The 19,129-nt window shown below is 44.0% G+C and carries 12 protein-coding genes and 2 riboswitches; of the genes, 3 read left to right on the plus strand and 9 right to left on the minus strand.

Features of this window, described 5'->3' with window-relative positions:
* Positions 1-206: riboswitch (cobalamin riboswitch) on the minus strand.
* A 230-nt stretch (positions 207-436) separates the two neighbouring features.
* Positions 437-1,525 carry an acyltransferase gene (locus BHV83_RS01835; RefSeq protein ID WP_005650712.1) on the minus strand — a complete coding sequence of 363 codons (1,089 nt, stop codon included), beginning with the start codon at positions 1,523-1,525 and terminating at the stop codon, positions 437-439.
* Positions 1,526-1,557: 32 nt separating this feature from the next.
* Positions 1,558-1,968, minus strand: coding sequence for a hypothetical protein (locus BHV83_RS01840; RefSeq protein WP_286755752.1), 411 nt, complete (start codon positions 1,966-1,968; stop codon positions 1,558-1,560).
* Positions 1,969-2,355: 387 nt separating this feature from the next.
* Here BHV83_RS01840 and BHV83_RS01845 point away from each other — a divergent pair, with 387 nt between their 5' ends.
* Positions 2,356-2,892, plus strand: a complete 537-nt coding sequence (locus BHV83_RS01845; protein WP_005650715.1) for an RNA polymerase sigma factor — start codon at positions 2,356-2,358, stop codon at positions 2,890-2,892.
* Positions 2,893-2,951: 59 nt separating this feature from the next.
* On the opposite strand, the gene BHV83_RS01850 is transcribed toward BHV83_RS01845, so the two are convergent.
* From BHV83_RS01850 to BHV83_RS01875, 6 genes are all read right to left on the minus strand, one after another.
* On the minus strand, positions 2,952-4,910 hold the full coding sequence (locus tag BHV83_RS01850) for a RagB/SusD family nutrient uptake outer membrane protein (protein ID WP_286755756.1): 1,959 nt from the start codon (positions 4,908-4,910) through the stop codon (positions 2,952-2,954).
* Between the two features lie 28 nt (positions 4,911-4,938).
* On the minus strand, positions 4,939-8,298 hold the full coding sequence (locus BHV83_RS01855; RefSeq protein ID WP_055284669.1) for a TonB-dependent receptor: 3,360 nt from the start codon (positions 8,296-8,298) through the stop codon (positions 4,939-4,941).
* Positions 8,299-8,395: 97 nt separating this feature from the next.
* Positions 8,396-9,601 carry a FecR family protein gene (locus BHV83_RS01860; RefSeq protein WP_122203374.1) on the minus strand — a complete coding sequence of 402 codons (1,206 nt, stop codon included), beginning with the start codon at positions 9,599-9,601 and terminating at the stop codon, positions 8,396-8,398.
* Between the two features lie 226 nt (positions 9,602-9,827).
* Positions 9,828-12,263 carry a TonB-dependent receptor gene (locus tag BHV83_RS01865; protein WP_055284672.1) on the minus strand — a complete coding sequence of 812 codons (2,436 nt, stop codon included), beginning with the start codon at positions 12,261-12,263 and terminating at the stop codon, positions 9,828-9,830.
* A gap of 176 nt (positions 12,264-12,439) precedes the next feature.
* Positions 12,440-12,802 (minus strand): DUF8478 family putative metalloprotein, encoded by a 363-nt coding sequence (locus BHV83_RS01870; RefSeq protein ID WP_081582786.1) that lies wholly within the window; start codon positions 12,800-12,802, stop codon positions 12,440-12,442.
* Between the two features lie 367 nt (positions 12,803-13,169).
* Positions 13,170-13,547, minus strand: a complete 378-nt coding sequence (locus BHV83_RS01875) for a thioesterase family protein (RefSeq protein WP_005633127.1) — start codon at positions 13,545-13,547, stop codon at positions 13,170-13,172.
* Between the two features lie 120 nt (positions 13,548-13,667).
* Positions 13,668-13,874: riboswitch (cobalamin riboswitch) on the plus strand.
* Positions 13,875-14,001: 127 nt separating this feature from the next.
* On the opposite strand from BHV83_RS01875, the gene BHV83_RS01880 reads away from it, so the two are divergent.
* Positions 14,002-16,362: a TonB-dependent receptor gene (locus tag BHV83_RS01880; protein WP_122206114.1), complete on the plus strand. Its 2,361-nt coding sequence runs from the start codon at positions 14,002-14,004 to the stop codon at positions 16,360-16,362.
* A 26-nt stretch (positions 16,363-16,388) separates the two neighbouring features.
* Positions 16,389-17,927 (plus strand): Ig-like domain-containing protein, encoded by a 1,539-nt coding sequence (locus BHV83_RS01885; RefSeq protein ID WP_286755767.1) that lies wholly within the window; start codon positions 16,389-16,391, stop codon positions 17,925-17,927.
* Between the two features lie 404 nt (positions 17,928-18,331).
* Here BHV83_RS01885 and BHV83_RS01890 read toward each other — a convergent pair whose 3' ends face one another.
* Complete coding sequence (locus BHV83_RS01890; RefSeq protein ID WP_005633122.1) at positions 18,332-19,120, minus strand: inositol monophosphatase family protein; 789 nt, start codon at positions 19,118-19,120, stop codon at positions 18,332-18,334.
* Positions 19,121-19,129 lie beyond the last annotated feature (9 nt).

Genomic DNA, 19,129 nt, shown 5'->3' on the forward strand with positions numbered 1-19,129 from the left:
TGAACCTTATAATGAACGGCAGGTCTTCTGACTGACTCCCATCCTGAAGCCTTCCCGACTTAATTATAACAAGTCAGTGGCGAAAGTAGTTCCAAGATGTTAAAACGGAGCTTCACAGCAGCGGGACTGTCCGGGATTTACACCCGATTCCCTTTTAATCCATATTCCCGAACGGGAAATACAGAACCGATTCGGTGGCAAATGTAAACTTTTTTTCTGATACGCTCTATTTCGACCGCCAAAATTCGGTACGGACACACGAAATATTCTGTAATCAATGGCAGCAATTACAAAATCAGCGACAGCAATTATATAATCACTGCCACTGATTACAGAATTGCTGTCGCTGATTTTAGAATATTTTAGAATAAATGAAGGGATAACGATCTTTTTACCCTTTACAAAGTGAAAATCGAAAGTAACAAACGAATATATTCTACCCGACGATCCATTTGCCGCCCGGAATGAGCGAAATAACCTTGGTTGTCACGAAGCAGCAAATGAACGTGCATGTCGCAATCACAGGAATGGCGGCAACAGTCGGTAACGGCAAGACGGACTTGAACACCGCCACCCACAGACCGAGCCAAAAGATATGCATCAGATACATCCCATAGCTGAGTTTAGAGAGTTCCAATACGAAGCGCGGAGTTTCGGGAAGTTCAATACAACTGAACATCAGGAACGTGCCGGCCGTAAGCAACACACAGTTGATGGTGCAGAAAGCCCACCCTATTTCCAGCACGGGCGTGGGGAGTATTTCTCCGGGAACGGCCTGAACATAGAACGAATATATGGTAATAGCTGCACCAATGAGCATCGAAACAATTCCGATAATAAAACGTTTGGAACGGTTCCAGGTCAGATGGACATGTATATAATGTGCGAGCACAAGATAGCCTAAGTAACCGGAGAAATACCACAGCATATGGTATTCGTTCCAAAAGCACTGTCCCCACACTTCTCCGAACCAACGGTTCAGATATGGCATACAGGTCGACAAGAGAAACAACCCGATAAAGAAACGTTCTTCTTTGACCGTCACTCTGCTCAACCAGGGCGAGATGATAGGAATAAACAGGTAAATGCTGATCAAGGGATACATAAACCATAGATGCCCGGCCAGTGTCGGGAAGTTCAGAAATATCCGCGACAGATCCTTGATCGAGGTCGCTCCATCAATCTGCCCCCACAACATCGGCAGAGTACTGTAGAGTATCATGAATATGAAAAACGGTGGTAGAATGCGGATACAACGCCGACGATAGAACTGCCACATGGTCTGCCCTTCCTTCATCGGCGCAAGAAGAAAAGCAGAGACTATTATAAACAACGGCACGGCCATACGCGAAAACCCATCGTATATGGACACCCATAGCCGGTCTGACTCATTTGCCAGAAAGGCTTGCGGTCCCACCATGTCCGTCGAACCGGGGGCACCGTAAAAGTTTTCACTGGCGTGAACGACCATAACAAGGAAACATGCGAACACGCGTACATAATCCAAAAAAACTATACGTTTCATTTTTTTGCTTAATTACTATATTAATAAGAGATTTAATTCTTTAGGCGAAGCATGCATTTATGGCGGAAATCTTCGTAATTTTCCTGATACTGCTTAATTGGCGGTAAAGATAGGAAAAAAGCCGGAAATCCTCTCAAACAGATTTGAACAACCAGGGCAACCGCACCAAAACCCGGAAATCGCATGAAATATACCAAAGAAAAAACAGAGCCTTTTTCTCTAAAAACGGCTATAAAAATAGGTAAAACCGGGTGGTTTTGATTGTCCGGCAAGGCACTTTTGTTGCCGGACATCCCCATGTTGCCCCCTCTTACACCCGGATGTACCGACCCTCTACACCCGGATGTTAAGGATGGCAACATGGGGGTGTTTACGGAATTATCTGCTTGTTTCTGCGAAATAAAGAGAGGGCTTTTGTGAAATGAAGAATCGTATTTCGCCAATTTAATACCTGTTATATTCGTTTTTACATTTGTTTATTCGATTATTTCATATGCTTTTTCAAAAGCAAAAGAAGGCAATACACTGGTTTTCAATTATATGACAAAAGCACCATGTGTCAGAAGTGATAGAGGAGTGATAGAGGAAAACGTCCTGTATCACTGCCTCTAACGCTTGAATATTAATAGCCATAACCTTCGTAGTGATAGAGTGATAGAGGATTTGTGAAAACTCCGTATAGAGATCATGACCTTAGAAAATTGTGATACGGTCACCCTCTTGAACAACTAAGGCAATTACAATTTTGGTGCGTAGCCTTGATATTTCATTGCCTATTCGAATGAGATTCTATATTTTTGCGGTTTTGAATTTCACTGTACCAATACGAAATGTCAAATATCAAATCAGAAATTGATAAATGGTATGAGAACTATATAGATGAGTTGTTCGCCTATGGAATAGCCTTCGGAGTGGAAAAAGATTTTGTATTAGATGCAATACATGATCTCTTTTTGCATTTGTTTGAATCGGCTGATAAAATAGAAATTCTCGGTTCTCCGAAATCCTATCTGTTTAGTGCTCTCAAGAACAAGATAATAACATCTTTACGTAAACAGGCGAACTGGCTTAGCTTAGATGAAGAAGTCGAATATGATTTCAAAATAGAAGTTGATGCCGAAGCTTTAATGGAAGATGAAGAAGAAAGAAGAAACTATGAGAAAGAGGTTGAAAACCTATTGAATTTACTGACAAACAAGCAGCGGGAAGTCATATATTTGCGCTTTATCAAAGCACTCTCCATACAAGAAATTTCCGAAATACTTAATATCACTCCCAAAAGTGTGCGAAAAATGATCTACCGTGCCATAGAACGTATGCAACAAGGAAAAATTGAACTATTGTTTCTACTGATGTTCCTGAGATAAACAATAAAGAGGGGCAGTTTTGCCCCTCTTTAGCATTACGAATAACTTTTTGTACATTCTCACTTGTCCCAAAACGGAGCCTGAACAAGTGTCGGGTCTTTATCTATTTGTTCCTGATAGATCGGATACCAATAAAATTTACGCTCGTAGACACGTTTGATATATTGCGTGCGCTTGAAGAATGCAGCATCATCATTTGGATCATCCGACAACTTCGTTCCACTGAAATTCATACCATACATAGGTTGATTCAACACTTCTTCCGCTTTCTTCCAACGACGGAGGTCTAAATAACGCAAGCCGTTTTCACAGCAAAGTTCTACGCGACGTTCATGATAGATCGCTTCGCGCACCTCATCCTGGCCGTTCAATGGAATTTTATCAAAGCCATTACTATCCTTTCCGGTTCCATACTGCGGCATACCGGCACGTTCACGAATCAAGTTCAGATACTTCAAGATGTCAGGATTACCCGGATCGCACTCATTCAAGGCCTCGGCATAATTCAGATAAGCCTCGCCCAAACGGTAAAGGATACCCGGACGATACGGGTGAATTCCATTACGATTATTTTGTTCAAGCGAAACTTTCTTACGGTTCAGATAACCGTTTTGCGGAGCGTCATGCGTAGGGCCGCCGTCTTGTTCGTTCGACATCATTTGTACTTCACGCCCCGCTTGATGGTACCACTGACGATTCCACATCACCGTCAAATAGAAACGAGGTTCACGATCGACATACATATTGTAAGTGCCAGAGGCAGCCACTTGATTATAGGTACAACCATCTGCGCCAACCGAGTCGACTGTAGCTCCCGGACAATTACGGTAAAGATTGTACTTAGTTTTACGGATATCCTTTTGCGCAGAAAAACCGCGTTCCGTATAGCCGGATTCCTTGTTGATAATCGGTTTTCCATAATTGCCATCATAACCGGTAATCGGAAGGGAACCATCCTTCATGGCGAAGGCATCGACCAATGTCTGATAGACACCCAAACCGCCGTTACCGGATGCTCCACGCGGAGTGGCATGCCTTTCAAACTCGCTGAAATCACAATCGGAACGGATGAACAGAGCTTCCGGATTCTGATCGCCGCGCAGGAAAAACACATTATAACAAGACATGAAAGGATCAATACTGCCATCGGCATTATATTCACGTACCAAATCATGACCGGCAGCATGTGCTGCTTCGATCAACTCCCGGTTAGCATCAGCGGCACGTTTCCATTTTGCAGGATCGTAAGTTTGGCTGAACCGGAATTTACCATCATAATTTTTGAAACCTGCATACCACTCGTTCCCATTTACCAACGGACTTGCAGCAAACAACAACATACGGGCACGAACCGCCAAACACATGATGGAAGTGGCACGACCATAAAATTGTGTAGATTCATTCAAGTAAGAAGCCGGAAGTTTCTTGGAAAGGTCAACCAACTGTGCATCAATCCAATCTACCATTTCATCGAAAGGCATTTGTCCACGCATCAAATTCGGATCATTCACATCTGCAAGATCATCAAAGAAAGGAACACTGCCGTGTGCCTCAATCATCAACCAATAATAGTAAGCAATCAAGAAACGACATTCATTTTTCATCCGTTCGATATCAGCTTCGCTTACTCCTTGATCCGGCAAAGCATGAGCATTCTTAATGAATAAGTAAGCTGAGCGAATACGAATTGGATTTTCTTTCCAAATGGCAGCATCCCAAGTTGAACTAGTAAACCATTGTCCAATAATAAAGTTTAGAGAGTTTCCCCACCATTGGTACCAACGTTGCGACGGATCAAGATCATCCCCCATAGAATCGTATCCCCACGTTCGCAATAACGCCCAATAAGTATCAGGCACACGATTGTAGACACCAGATAGCCAGTCTTCAGTACGAGTCCTGTCATTGAAAACCATTTCCATTGTCAACGTATCATCCGGAGCATTATCCAAATAGTCCGAACAACCACACATAAAAAAACTTGACAAAGCTATTGTTATGTATTTAAACAGTTTCATAATTCTATTTTATAAACTTAAACTCAAATTAGAAATTAACATCAATACCGAATGAAACAGACTTCATAATCGGATACTTCGCACCATTCTGCGTATCAAGTTCCGGGTCCCAGAGATCAAAAGCCGAGAATGTCAATAAGTTTGACCCTTTAGCATACAGGCGGATATTTTCCAATCCGATCCGACTCATCCAACGTTTGGGCAACGTATATCCGACTTCTATATCCTTCATGCGCAACATGCTCATATTACGCAGCCACCAAGTCGAATTCTGGCTGTTGTTCGTATTCACCCCATAGCTTAAGCGCGGATAGAAAACATCTTCACTCGGGTTTTCCGGAGTCCAGCGGTCGTTGTAATTAGTCATGACATTACCCAATGTCCCTTGTGAAGAACCAGGAAGAAAATTCGACACTACACCGCCTATGAAACGATGAGTCTTACCGTTTCCTTGGAAAAAGACATTGAAATCGACCTGCTTGTAACGGGCTGTCGCCCCGAAACCATAAACAATTTCCGGATTGACCGTTCCTCCCATGGCAACCTCATCCTTATTCGTAATTGACCCGTCACCGTCTATGTCCACATATTTAATATCACCGGGACGCACGCTGTTGAACGTATGCAATGGAATACCTTCTTTCAACACCTGTTCCCCTTTATCGTTAGTAACAAAATCATCTTCCGTAAAGAGCCCGTCTGCCACTAACCCGAACAGTTCGTTCACCGAATGTCCCGTCCGCTGGCGATTCGTTCCCAAAATACCAAGCGCTTCGTCCATTTCGATTATCGTATTGTGGGCATACGTAAACGTTCCTCTGAGACCAATGTGCAAATCTTTTGTAATCTGTTGGTTGTAAGTCAGCGACAAATCCACACCGATATTATCCACCTTACCATAGTTTGCCCACGGCGTTTTGCGGAATCCGGCTGCCGACGGAATGTTGTTACGCTGCATAAAGATGTCCCGACGCTGCTCTTTAAACCAATCCACTTGCAAATCCAAGGCATTCCATAAACCTATTTCGGTTCCGACATTCAGTTTCTCAACCGTTTCCCAAGTCAGATCCGTCACCCCAAATTCTCCTTCAAAACGGGAAGCACGGTTATAATCGTTGTTGACTCCCCATTTATAACTGCCATCCGTATCAATGGTCGGCAAAAAGGCAAAACGACGGCCATCCAACTGGTCATTACCGGTCAACCCCCAAGAAGCACGGAATTTGATCTTAGAAAAAGTATCTTTGTATTTCTCCATGAATTTTTCCTCTGAGAGCATATAGCCGACAGCCACAGAGGGGAAGAAACCAAAGCGGTTCCCTTTCGTGAAGTTTTCGGAGCCGTTATATCCAAAGTTAAATTCGGCAATGTAGCGATTGTCATACGTATAGGAAGCACGTCCGGCGATACCCATGCGGCGGAAAGGGACGACATTGCCGTCCTGATAGTCGCGTTGGTTATAAAGAAACATGGCGTTGACGGCATGTTTCCCATCAAACGTACGATCGTACGTGATATTTCCTTCCAAGTAAGTAGCCTTATTACCCCATTCGCCTTTGTTTTCCGTATCGAGGAACTCCTGTCCGTCCGTTCCGACACTCAGCAGTAAGTTACCCTCCTCATCACGGCCCGTAGCCGGATTGTAGTAGGTTGGTGTGCGATGCCGTTTCACCCACGACTTCGAATAGCGGTCAAAAGAAAACAGACCTTTGAATTTCAAACCGGGAGTAATAAATTTCAGATCTTGTTCAACCGAGAACAATGATTCAACTTTGGAGCTGGATGTTGTCTGATAACCATGTTGCGTTGCTTCCGCCCATGGATTTTGCCGGTTCTGTATACGCACATCACGTCCTCCAGAATACTGTATAGGATGAACAAACGGAGGTGTGTCAAACGCCTGATTCCAAATATCCTGTCCACTGACAGCCATACCGTTCTGTTCTTGCAGGTAACCACCGATACTAATGCCCACAACAGTCGTCTTCGTCACATTGATATCCACATTCGAACGAATATTATATTTGTTCAAGCGTGTAGACGAATCCCAATCCTTACTTTCATCCCGAACAAAGATGCCTCGTTCACCATAATACGATGCGACCAACGCATAACGAAGGATATCGCTACCACCGGTAATAGTCAAATCTCCACGCGTATTGGAAGCCATGTCTTTCGATACGGCATCCAACCAATTGACATTCGGATATAACTCCGGATCTACATTATTACGGTAGTTGTTGATCATTTCCTCTCCATAAAGCGGATTCGGATTACCGGCATCCATATACAATTCATCCATCAAGGAAAGATAATCTACCGAACCGATATAATCAGGCAACTGTGTCGGCTTGGTAAAACCTTGTTCCAAATGGAAATTGACTTTCGGTTTTCCCAATTGACCTCTCTTCGTTTTCACAAGGATGACACCGTTTGCACCTCGTACGCCATATACAGCACTAGCCGCTGCATCCTTTAGTACGGAAAACGATTCGATTTCGGCAGCCGACAAGTCATCCAGCGTGCGCTCAATCCCATCGACCAACACCAATGGCGAAACACCAGTCCCCTTAAAAGAAGAGATACCGCGAATCCAAAAATCCGAACCATCAGATCCCGGTTCACCATTACGTTGTACGGCAATCACACCAGCCAATTGTCCTGCCAGATTGTTAGACACGGCACGGGTAGTCCCTTGTTGTAACTGAGCAGGCTCTATCGCCGTGATAGAACCGACTACAGAAGCTCTTTTCTGAGAGCCATAGCCGACAACCACCACTTCATCAAGGCTATTAGACTCTTCTGACATATTGACATTGATATTGATTTGTCCACCAACCTTCACTTCTTGCGATTCAAAGCCGATATAACTGAAGACTAGCACTGCATTCTTATCGGGAACGCTGATAAAATAATTTCCATCGATATCCGTCGTCGTACCTATAGTCGTACCTTTGACCAATACGTTGACTCCGGGCAAAGGTTCCTGTTGGGCATCTCTGACAGTTCCGTTGATTGATATTTTTTTCTCTTGCTGCGTTTTTTCCTCTTTCCTGATAATCATCACCTGCCTGTCGTTAAGGAAATACGTCAGATTCGTACCATCCAAAACTTCCGATAAGATTCGGTCAATGGTTTTATTCTTAATATTCACATCGACATTCCGGTATAATTCCGCACGAACTGCGTCAGAATAAAAGAAACGATATTCACTATTTTTCTCAACAGATGCAAAAACATCACTGATCGTTGCGTTGGATAATTCCAATGACAAACGCGTAGACTGCGCATATGATTGTTCAGCCCAAAGTACAGGACTAGGAATCAAAAATAAATTTGCGACTACGCATGCTGTGTACAAATTTCTTTTTAATTTTTGATATTTCATGATAGCATAAATTATTAAAAAAAATCACATGATTCATATTACCAAATACTTGGTTTCAATTAAACTTCACTTTGTATGTTTTCTCATAGGCTTTTTATTATTTATGAACATATTCTATTTTTATTACTTCATCCCGATGGCTAAAAGAAATAGAGAGAGTCCGTTGAAGTGTCTGCAAGACTTGGTCAATGTCATCAAACAAGACCAAATTACCCGAGCACTTTATCTGCCCAATCTCCATAGGGCAGTCAAAACGGACACGATAATAGCGTGATAAGCTGTTCAACACCTTTTGCAAACTTTTCTCATGAAATTGAAGTACACCATCTATCCATGAGATATAATCATAAACATCAACGTCCTTGACGGTCATTTCTTCTTTTTCAACCATCAGACATTGGTTAGGTTGAATTGTCTGTCCATTTCCCTGGTTATTCTTAACAAAGACGCTTCCTTCTTTTAATACGACAGTCTGGAAAATTTCGTCATCATACGCAGTAATCCCGAAAGAAGTACCTAAAACCTGTACTTCCATTTGATTCGTTTTAACATAAAAAGGCCATTGGGGATGTTTGGCTACTTCAATATAGATTTCCCCGTTCACATAGAGCACTCTTTTCTCTTTCTCGAATGTTTCAGGAAACTGCAATACCGTTCCTGAATTAATCCATACTTTTGTCCCATCAGACAAGATCAATGAAGATCGTCGCCCATTTGGGACACTCAACATGTTCAGATGTTCGTCTTCTTTTTCCTGCTCAAAATGTTGCTTTCGATCAATTGATTTTATTTCTATTTCAGCAACTTGTACATTACCCTTTTTATCGACTGAAATTGTAGAATTATCCGTAACCTGGATTTTTTCCTTTGACAAATGAAGTTCAACTTCTTTTTGTTCCGGATCCACTTTGACATCAGCTAAGACCGAAGTGCTCAATTCCACATTCGACACTTCTTGATACTGCAAGTATAAAGATCCCAAAAAACAGAATATCAACAAGCAAGCAGCCGCAAACAGCCAACTCAACCTAATATATTTAGGCTTACGGTGTTTCTCGTAATTATCCAGAATTCTTTTTTTCAATGCAGTCTTTTCCGCAAAGGCAAGTCGTACGTGGTTGAATTTAAGTCGGCAAACCTTCTCTCTAGCCAACATCAAAGTCTCCGCTTCTTCAGGATAAAGTGACAAATAATTCTCCTTCCATTGTTTATCCGATTCCTCTGTAGGAAACAGACACCAAAGAATAAAAGATTTGTCATGTAACAATTGGTCTATATTTTTTCTATGTCGCAGTTCTTCCACTTTGAGTTTGTTTTACCAAAAGACAAAAGAACGCCCCAAATGACCCCATCTTATTCGTTAAACACTGTTAACGATCAATTTTTCTTTTATCTTGACATAGTTCTCCCAAAATTTCGTCTATTCTTTTACAATCTACAACAACATAAAGAACCCGCGTATGGACGCCTGAATCGAAAGTTTAAATAAGAAGGGAATGAAATAACGAACAGGCGTCCATAAAGGAAAATCAAAAACTGAACTTTGCCCCCGCATAGTAGGTGCGGGGAGTTCCCGGACCGTAAATGTAGCCGGAGTCACGGGTTGCCCCTTTGTCGAAGTCATTCTGATAGGAATCGAACAGGTTCTGGATACCCAGGTTAAGTTGCAAGGTCATGGCTGCCGTCAACCTGAAATCATAGCTCAACTTGACTCCCAATTCAAAGAAATCCGGACTCTTCACCAAAACATCCGCCGTCCCATTCACTTCAGACATCAGATGAGGTACATACATTCGCCCGGTATAATTACCGTTAAACGCTATTGTAAACGGTTTTACCGGTGTATAGGATGCAGTGAAATAACCGTACAGATTCGGAGTACGCAAAATTTTATCGCTATACCGCTCCGCATCCGTCAAATGTTCCTTATCTGCGCTCCATTCCTCTGGTTCGTCATATAAACTCCGTTGTACCGTTATACCTGCCTGTATCTGTACTTTATTCCTCCAGACAATCTTTCCCTCCAGCGTAGAACCGTACACCTTTGCCCCCGAACCGTTGCTGCGAGTCTGCACCAGCGAACCATTTTCCGATTCTACAGGGGCTGACAAGACAAACGGGTCACTCAATTTCGTATAGAATCCTTCCAGTAACATATTCACCTGGAAATCTCCAAAATAATGATACCAGTCGACAGACCCGTTCACGCTCCGCGAACGCTCTTCCTTCAGATTCGGATCCCGCACGATCGAGACGCGCGCACCTCCGACATTACTGATATGCAAATCTTCGTCAAAGGCCTGCGGGGCACGGAAACCTTCGGCATAGCTCAACCGGAGATTGACGTCGGCTGTCGGATTATAGCGCACATTGGCACGTGGACTGAAAACAGCCTTATCCATAATGCTGTTTTTATCGACACGCCCACCGATAAGGAAGCTCCATTTATCATTTTTCCACTCGTTCTGTGCATAGGCGCTCCATACGTTTATGATCTGATGCAAGGATGCCGGCGTATATTTTTCGATCAGTTCCTGCAAATGCTGTCCGGTAGCCGTCGGATCTTCCGCCAGGGCCGCTTCCCGGTACTTCTGCTTGTCGGTGGCACGATCGTCCAGATCGTCGTGACAGAACTCGATACCTCCCGTCAGATCGGCAGGCATGAAGAGGCATTTGTCAAAACTGTAGATATACTGCGCTCCCATCACTCCTGTGAAATCCGTCGTCCGGCCATATGCGCTGTAATAACTGTCACGGTGGATATGCTGTCCGGACGCATAGAAGCTGAGGTTATGTTTCTGGTTCGGAGTGAAAAGATTAAACTTCAGGCTTCCCGTATTAATCGAATGTTGTAACTGTTCGACAAGCCCGGCCTCACCTGTTCCGTTGAGCTCGGGGTCTTCGGCGATATGCGGCGGAAGTTTCATTCCACTACCACCTCTACGATATTCTTCCATATGATGGTATTCAATATTCAATTTGGAGTAGGCACTGGTCTTATAGAAGCCGTTGAAACCAATCGTCTGATTTTTCAGCTTTGGAAGCTCTGAAAAGCCGTCTCCATTCGAATCCCAGGCCGAACGATAGCGGTTTTGCCCATAGATATAAGCTCCCATCTTATTGTCAGAAGATACCCACGAGAGGTTGAGGGTCGTATTGTTATCATACGCTCCAGATCCGTCCAGATTAGAAATCGTATGTCCAAAGGAACCGGAATTGCGAATGGGCTCTTTCGTTATGATATTGATTGTTCCGGCGATAGCCGACGAACCGAACAAAGCAGATCCTCCGCCCCGTATCACTTCGACCCGTTCGATCATATTGGCCGGAATTTGTTCCAATCCGTACACGCCAGCCAATGCGGAGAAGATAGGACGGGAATCAATCAATATCTGTGTATATTTTCCTTCCATACCGTTGATGCGGACTTGCGAGTAACCACAGTTCTGGCAATCGTTTTCGACCCGGACGCCCGGTTGGAAAACCAGCCCTTGTGCTAAAGTCGTGGAGTTGGTCTTTTCGAACACGGTCGGGCTGAGTACCTTCACCAGGGTAGGCGCCAGACGGCGTTTCGTCTCGTTGCGGTTGGCAGAGACGACCACTCCTTCGAGCGATATCAAATCTTCTTCAAGCTCGAAATTCAGTTCCTGCGTCTTCCCTTTTCCGGTCGTTACTTTTTTCGTAACTGTCTTGAAGCCGACAAAAGAGACTTCGATCGTAAACTCTCCTTCGGGGAGATTTTTTAACATATAATGCCCGGAGTCATCGGTCACGGAACCGATCGTCGTTCCTTTCAGGATGATCGTTATTCCCGGCAAATGTTCACCGGTCGCCTTATCCACGACATGCCCAAAAATATTGGCATCCGTAGGGCTCGTCACTTCTTTATCATTTTTATAGGTGTTTGCCATTATTGCCGAAACGGCATAGCAAAGGCATAGGAAAAGTATATAAATTTTGTTCATTGAGATGTCTTTTAAAAATTAATAATATAGGAAGTGGTAGGTATACAGAACTGCCTTGTTCCCACGTTAGACGCGAGATCACATAAAAGCCGGCCATAAAAACATCTGGTTGATAAGGCATGTTCTTTTACGGTCTCGCCGCAAGATGCAGGGACAAGTAGATTTTTGTACCGTCATTAATTATTAAAAAAGACAAATGGTGGCGCACGAAGCGAAACCTTCCCCAGGACGGGACGAAGGTGATCCGGATAAACCGGACAGGTGGATAAAACACAAAATGTTGCAAGAAACGCAGCAATCAGCACTTGTGCAAAAGTAGCACCGCTGATTTGAATAGTCGAAAGTTGGTGCAGCAACTGAAACTCGGCGTAGTTATGTTCTTTCTTGGGAGTCCCGTCGTCATTTTTCTGATAGGGATGGGAATGGACGATCGTCACCCCGTTCACTATATGAACGTGGGTAAAAGCTATCAGGCATCCCAAATACGATATGAAAAGTAATGGGAGCGCAATCCTTAAATATTTCCTTAATCCTTCCATTTATCGAGAACTATAGACATAACAGCCATTTAGGTGACAAAGTTCGCAAATTTAACGATAATATCCAATCCCTATTTACAGGTAAAACAGACCTCCATACTACCTACATATAGTCATTTTTAGGATCGAGTTATCGGTAGAATACATTCAAATAAAAAAGGCCTCTCTCACGAGAAGCCTTCTTCGATTTTAATTTCGTTGTCTATGCAAATTAGCAATTATGATTATATCTGATTATTTTAAATTGAGGCAAAGATAGAAGGTGGAAAAGAAATATAAAATCACCATAAATAACTATTCAGCAGACTGTAAACACCTACAAATAGGTAACTTCATATTCCTTTTCTCGCAGCAATCGAAGTGATGGTTAGCCTTTCAGTTTCAACAAAAATTTCGCTCTGTCGACAATATAGCGGATATGCGTGCCTTCGCCGATCACATCTGCCGAATCCCTGGCAACCAACGAGAAGGTCAACTTTCGCCCTTCCACCTCAACCAGCGTCGCTTCCGCATGCACTTCCTCACCTTCACCGGAAGGACGAACATGTGTCATGTCCATTTTAGCACCGACAGTAGTCGCCCCTTCGGGGAGTTCAGCCGCTACGGCCAACATTGCCGCATTTTCCATCAATGCTACCAAAGCCGGTGTTGCCAATACAGGCAAATCTCCCGATCCCATCGTCAATGCGAAATTATCCGGCTGCACGACAGTCCGGCTGATATGTTTCAATCCTTTTTCCAACATAGTCACTTCATTTTTAATCGTTCCACATTCTGTTATTCTTTCACGGAGTCTAACGAATCCGGCGCCAAAAATAATGAATTTGTTTTTTAATCCGTTTTTTGTACAGACAGACTTTTTTCATACCTTTGCCACAGTTTTGGTTTCACGGCTCCCAACCGCTACGGGAGGCGTGATGAAAAGGGAATCAGGTGCGAATCCTGAACAGACCCGCTGCTGTAAGTTCCTCTCCAAATCTTTGAATACGCTACAAGCCACTGTCCGTCACCGGATGGGAAGGCATTCAAAGACGGAACAAGTCAGAAGACCTGCCAAAACAAACATAGTTTTAAAGCTTTCGGGAAATAAAGCTACAAAACATCGAGTCAAGTCATTCTTTATCCCCTTACATAAAGATATCATTTCTCCTTGTGTGTATTCCCTTAAGCAAGTCATGAACACTATATCAAGGATTAAAATGAAAGTCTTTGTACATGTATTCCTTTTGCTTGTCTGCCTGTCGCAACTAAGTCTGACGGCACAAAACAAAATTACGCTCTCCGGGAAAGTCACCGATCAACAAGGTACGCCCCTGTCGTTGGTAACGATCGCCGTCGAAAACACGGTCTCCGGCACTTATACAGATGACAGTGGGCTTTATTCCCTACAAGTATCCCCTGGCAAACACACATTCGTCGTCTCCTCCTTAGGATACCAAACGATCAAAACCTCACTCGACCTTCATCACGACAAAACCCTCGACTTCAAACTGGAAGAAAGTTCCGTAAGCATAAGTCCAGTGGAGGTGTATGGGAAAACACAATCACAACAGGTAAGAGAAAGCGCACTTTCGGTTAATGCTCTTGACGTTAAGCCTGTCATTAATTCACTTAATAGCCTGAATGAATTAGTGAATCGTACAAGCGGTGTCAAAATACGCGAAGAGGGAGGCGTAGGTTCCGATTTCGACCTCTCGATCAACGGGCTGTCAGGTAATTCCGTCCGCTATTTCATAGACGGTGTTCCCTTGGATAGCAAAGGGAGCTATGTGACGCTCGCCAATCTGCCCGTCAACCTGATTGACCGAGTGGAAATCTATAAAGGCGTAGTACCAGCCTCATTGGGGACGGATGCATTAGGCGGAGCTGTCAACATTATCACCCAGGCAGAAAAGAAAAGTTTCATGGACGCTTCTTATAGCATCGGTTCCTTCCATACACATCGTGCCAACCTGAACGCACAGTTTATGGAACGGCACACCGGATTGGTCGTGCGTCCTGCCATCGGTATCAGCTATTCGAAAAACGACTACCGGATGAAAGACGTGCAGATGCGCAATGAGACAGGTGATCAATTCATCTACGGCAACCCAAAACGTTTCCATGACGGCTATTTTTCGCTATTGGCACAGATAGAAGCTGGAATCACAGGTAAGTTTTGGGCTGACGAACTTTTCGTTTCCGCTTCCTACTCCAAAACAGACAAGGAACTGCAGACCGGATCCATACAAACCAAAGTTTATGGTATGGCTGAACATAATTCGGATGCATGGAACGTATCGGTTCGTTATAACAAATATAATTTCATGACCGAAGGCATGACATTGAAAGCAACTTTGTCACATACATGGGATCATTCCATTACTATCGATACAGCTTATCGGAAATATTATTGGGATGGAGGCTATATCGTGAGTCAACGCAACGAAATCAGAGGTAATGAACCTTCTATACGTCATTACAAACGCCCTCTGACTATCGTGCGTGTCAATTTGGATTACCAACTGGACGGACATCACGGTCTTAACCTGAATTATCATATGAACCGGACCGGAAATGATCGCTATGATGATTTGGACCAAAGTTTCGAACCATCAAACGATGCAGTTACCAAACATATCATCGGACTGACCTACAGCCAGTCGTTTTTTGATGGGAAAATGCAGAATGTATTCTTTGCCAAAGATTATGTGAATCACCCGAATATCCGGCAGACCGACCAGTCCACCGTGACGGGATCGGACAAAGTGCAAGGTTCTACTACCAAAAATTACTTTGGATATGGTACCGGACTGCGCTATATGTTCTTCGACCCATTAGCGGTAAAGGTTTCTTATGAACACAGCGTACGCTTGCCCATCGCCCGTGAATTGTTAGGCAACGGAACCACCATTTATGCAAATGTAGCGCTGAAACCAGAAAAAAGCAACAACGTCAATCTCGCCTTGTTTGGCACATGGCATCCTGCCGGCAGACATACTATCTATTACGAGGCAAACGGATTCCTACGTTATGTGGACAATTATATTCAAACCTCCGTCATTGAAAAAGAGGGTATGATGCAGTTTGTCAATGATCCAGCCGTCCATATCAAAGGCGTAGAAGGGGAAATTCGTTATGATTGGGACGGTCGATTACAACTCATGGCCAACGTCAGCTATCAAGACGCCCGTGACCAACAAAAATACAAAGAAGACGGCAAACCATCCGCCACATATGACAACCACGTACCCAACCGTCCCTGGCTATTCGGCAACGCGGAGGCGAGTTATACGTTCCACAACCTCCTACTACATGACAACAAGCTACGTTTAGGCTGTACATTCCAGTGGGTACATTGGTATTTCCTGACATGGGAAGCCTATGGCAACCGCGATACCAAAGCCCGTATACCCTCACAGCATATCTGCAATGCCAATATCACCTATTCATGGAAACACGACAGCTACAACATCTCACTGGAATGTTCTAATTTCCTCGACGAAACAGCTTATGACAACTATAAACTGCAAAAACCCGGACGCGCATTCTTTGCAAAATTCAGAGTATTTATCAATTAACATTCATATTTAAAAACAAGAAAAAAATGAAGAAGTTCAAATTTGCATTACTCACCTTCATGACAGCCCTGATCTCACTTGGTTTCACGGCTTGTTCTGATGACGATGATTTGAAAAACGTGTCTGTGACCGGTGTCACGATCACTCCTACCACATTAACACTAAAAACAGGAACTACAGGAACACTGACTGCGACTGTCGTTCCTGAAAATGCAGCTGTTACAACTGTCGCTTGGAGCAGTTCGGACACGAATATCGCTACAATAGAAAATGGTATTGTAACAGCAATTTCCGAAGGTTCGACTACAATCAAGGTAAAAACGGACGACGGTGGATTCACTGCCACTTGTGAAGTGACTGTAACCAACGATGCACCTGCCTTCGACGAAAGCAAGTATCATTTCGACCTGTTTCTGACCGTAGGAAAACATGGCGGCATGAGCAGCAAGAACACGACGGTTGTCAACAGCGTCAATAAACTGACAGCCGATATGGGGACTATCACTGTTAAAGGTGAAGGAACCGAATTGGGAGACTACTCGATGGAAAGCATCTCGAAAGGGAAATATTACTATCAGATCCCTTCAAGCAACGACCGTTTCGTAAAATATCAGATCAAAGATAACAAAGTAATAGAATGTGCATCATCTCCCTTTAAGACAAATACATACAAAGTACGCTCCTACACCCATGCCTGGATAGATGACAACACGCTTGTTGTCATGGCTGCCAACGGCGATGCAAGCAAGGTCATCTGGAGTAAGCTGAACACCGATAATATGTCGATTCTGGCAGAAGGCACACTGGACATCCTACTACCGGAATCAGAGGTTACAGGAGAAGAAACAAAGAAATTCACCACATCGGGCATCCTTACCTATAATGAAAAAACGGGAAAACTGTTCTATTTCTATTACGGGAAGAACGGTCTTTCAGGAAAAAGCGGCAAAACCACTACTGCTTTTTATACAGCAGTGCTCGATCCTGTCACTCTGGCGGTAGAAAGCAACAAGCGCAACTCGCTTGCCCGAGAAATGGCGGGAAGTGCCTACGGCGAATTGATGCAAGACTGCGTAATGTATGATGAAAGCGGTAACCTCTACCTCGCCGCAATCACCGAAAAGGGCGATTTGGAACAAGGACACCTGTTGCGTATCAACAATGGTGAAATCGATTTCGACGCCACTTACGAAGGATATCCGAATGCAGACGGTAAATTGCTCACCATCCAGTATTTGGGAAACGGCAAAGCTCTAGCTTATGCACGCAACGATGCTGCTGGTACAGCAATTGACAGTTACAGCCATTATTATTCTATCATCGATCTTGCTACAGGCGAAAGGACACGTTTGAGCTATGAAGGAAAAGAACTCGCTTACAGTGGCGGCCGTTTCTCACAGCGTTCTGTCGTCTTCAACGAGAAAGCTTATTTCGGTGTGAACACTGAAGTCGACACTAATGCCATCATTTACATCTACGATACAAAGACGGGAGTTGTAGAAAAGGGAGCAGAAGTAGCCGGCGAATTCTACTTCGACATGATCCGTGTGATAGAAAACGATTGATCCATTCCTAATCTGCCTGTATCTATTTAAATAAAAAGGTTGTGCGGGAACAAGACTGTTTCGGCACAACCTCTTTCACCAGAATTGATTAGTTTCGAGGGCTTGTTAGCAGGGATATCGCTCCTCATCACGATTCTTTCCGACAAATAAATCATTCTGCCCTTTACATTCATACCTAAAAATAGGTAGGACTTTTTTCATCTATCCGCCCAAAAGATACATTCCGAAGCAATACCCGATAAACAGGCCGACAAAGCATTGATGCCGGAGAACCTTTCATCTCTAACTCTTATGTTGATCAGCCTCTTTTGGATAGCTATCATATTTATCCCAATCATCCTAATCCGAAAGAAAGCCCTCAAAAAGGACTGGAAAAGGAAATAACGGCATTGATAAAAACAATACTACAACAAGCGGAGGATCTTATCATGTATCACCCCGTTACTCGCCATCACCTGCTCGGCAGAAGGCCAAGTGTCGCCACCGGCAAAGTCTGACAGCCTGCCACCCGCCTGCATCAGGATCAAGCCGCCTGCCGCAACATCCCACGGGCCGAGATGTCCTTCTATCCGAGCATCGAATCGCCCACAGGCGACGTAACAGAGCTCGGCCGCAGCAGATCCCAACAGCCTCGTCCCCCCGGCATAACCATACAAACGGTCCACCAGCTTTTGGGCGACCGGACGATAGTGGTCGGAATCATAGGGGAAACCAAGCGCAACAAAAGCCTTATCCAAAACAGCTACATCCGTTACCCGTATTTCTTTACCGTCCAGATAAGCCTTACTTCCTTTCCAAGCATAAAAACATTCATTGCGACAGACCTCATATACAACACCCAACAACAGTTCTTCCCTATCCCGCAAGGCAATACTGACACTGTAAGGAGCCATATCATGGATATAGTTGGAGGTTCCGTCGAGCGGATCGATCACCCAACAATACTCCTCGTCCGTCAGGCTTCCCGAACCCTCTTCGGCAATAAACCCTGCTTCGGGAAGCAATGTCGAAAGTTGTTCGACCAGACGCCGTTCGGATTCTTTATCCACATACGAGACATAATTGTGTGCACTCTTTTCCTCCACCCGCTCCCGATCGAACTTTTGCCGTTCATCACGCAGAAATGCACCGGCTTTACGGGCTATTTGCCGTACTTCCGCACAAAGGTATTCCAGGTCCGATATTCCAATCATCGTTTAATC

Source organism: Parabacteroides sp. merdae-related_45_40, from assembly GCF_001915675.1.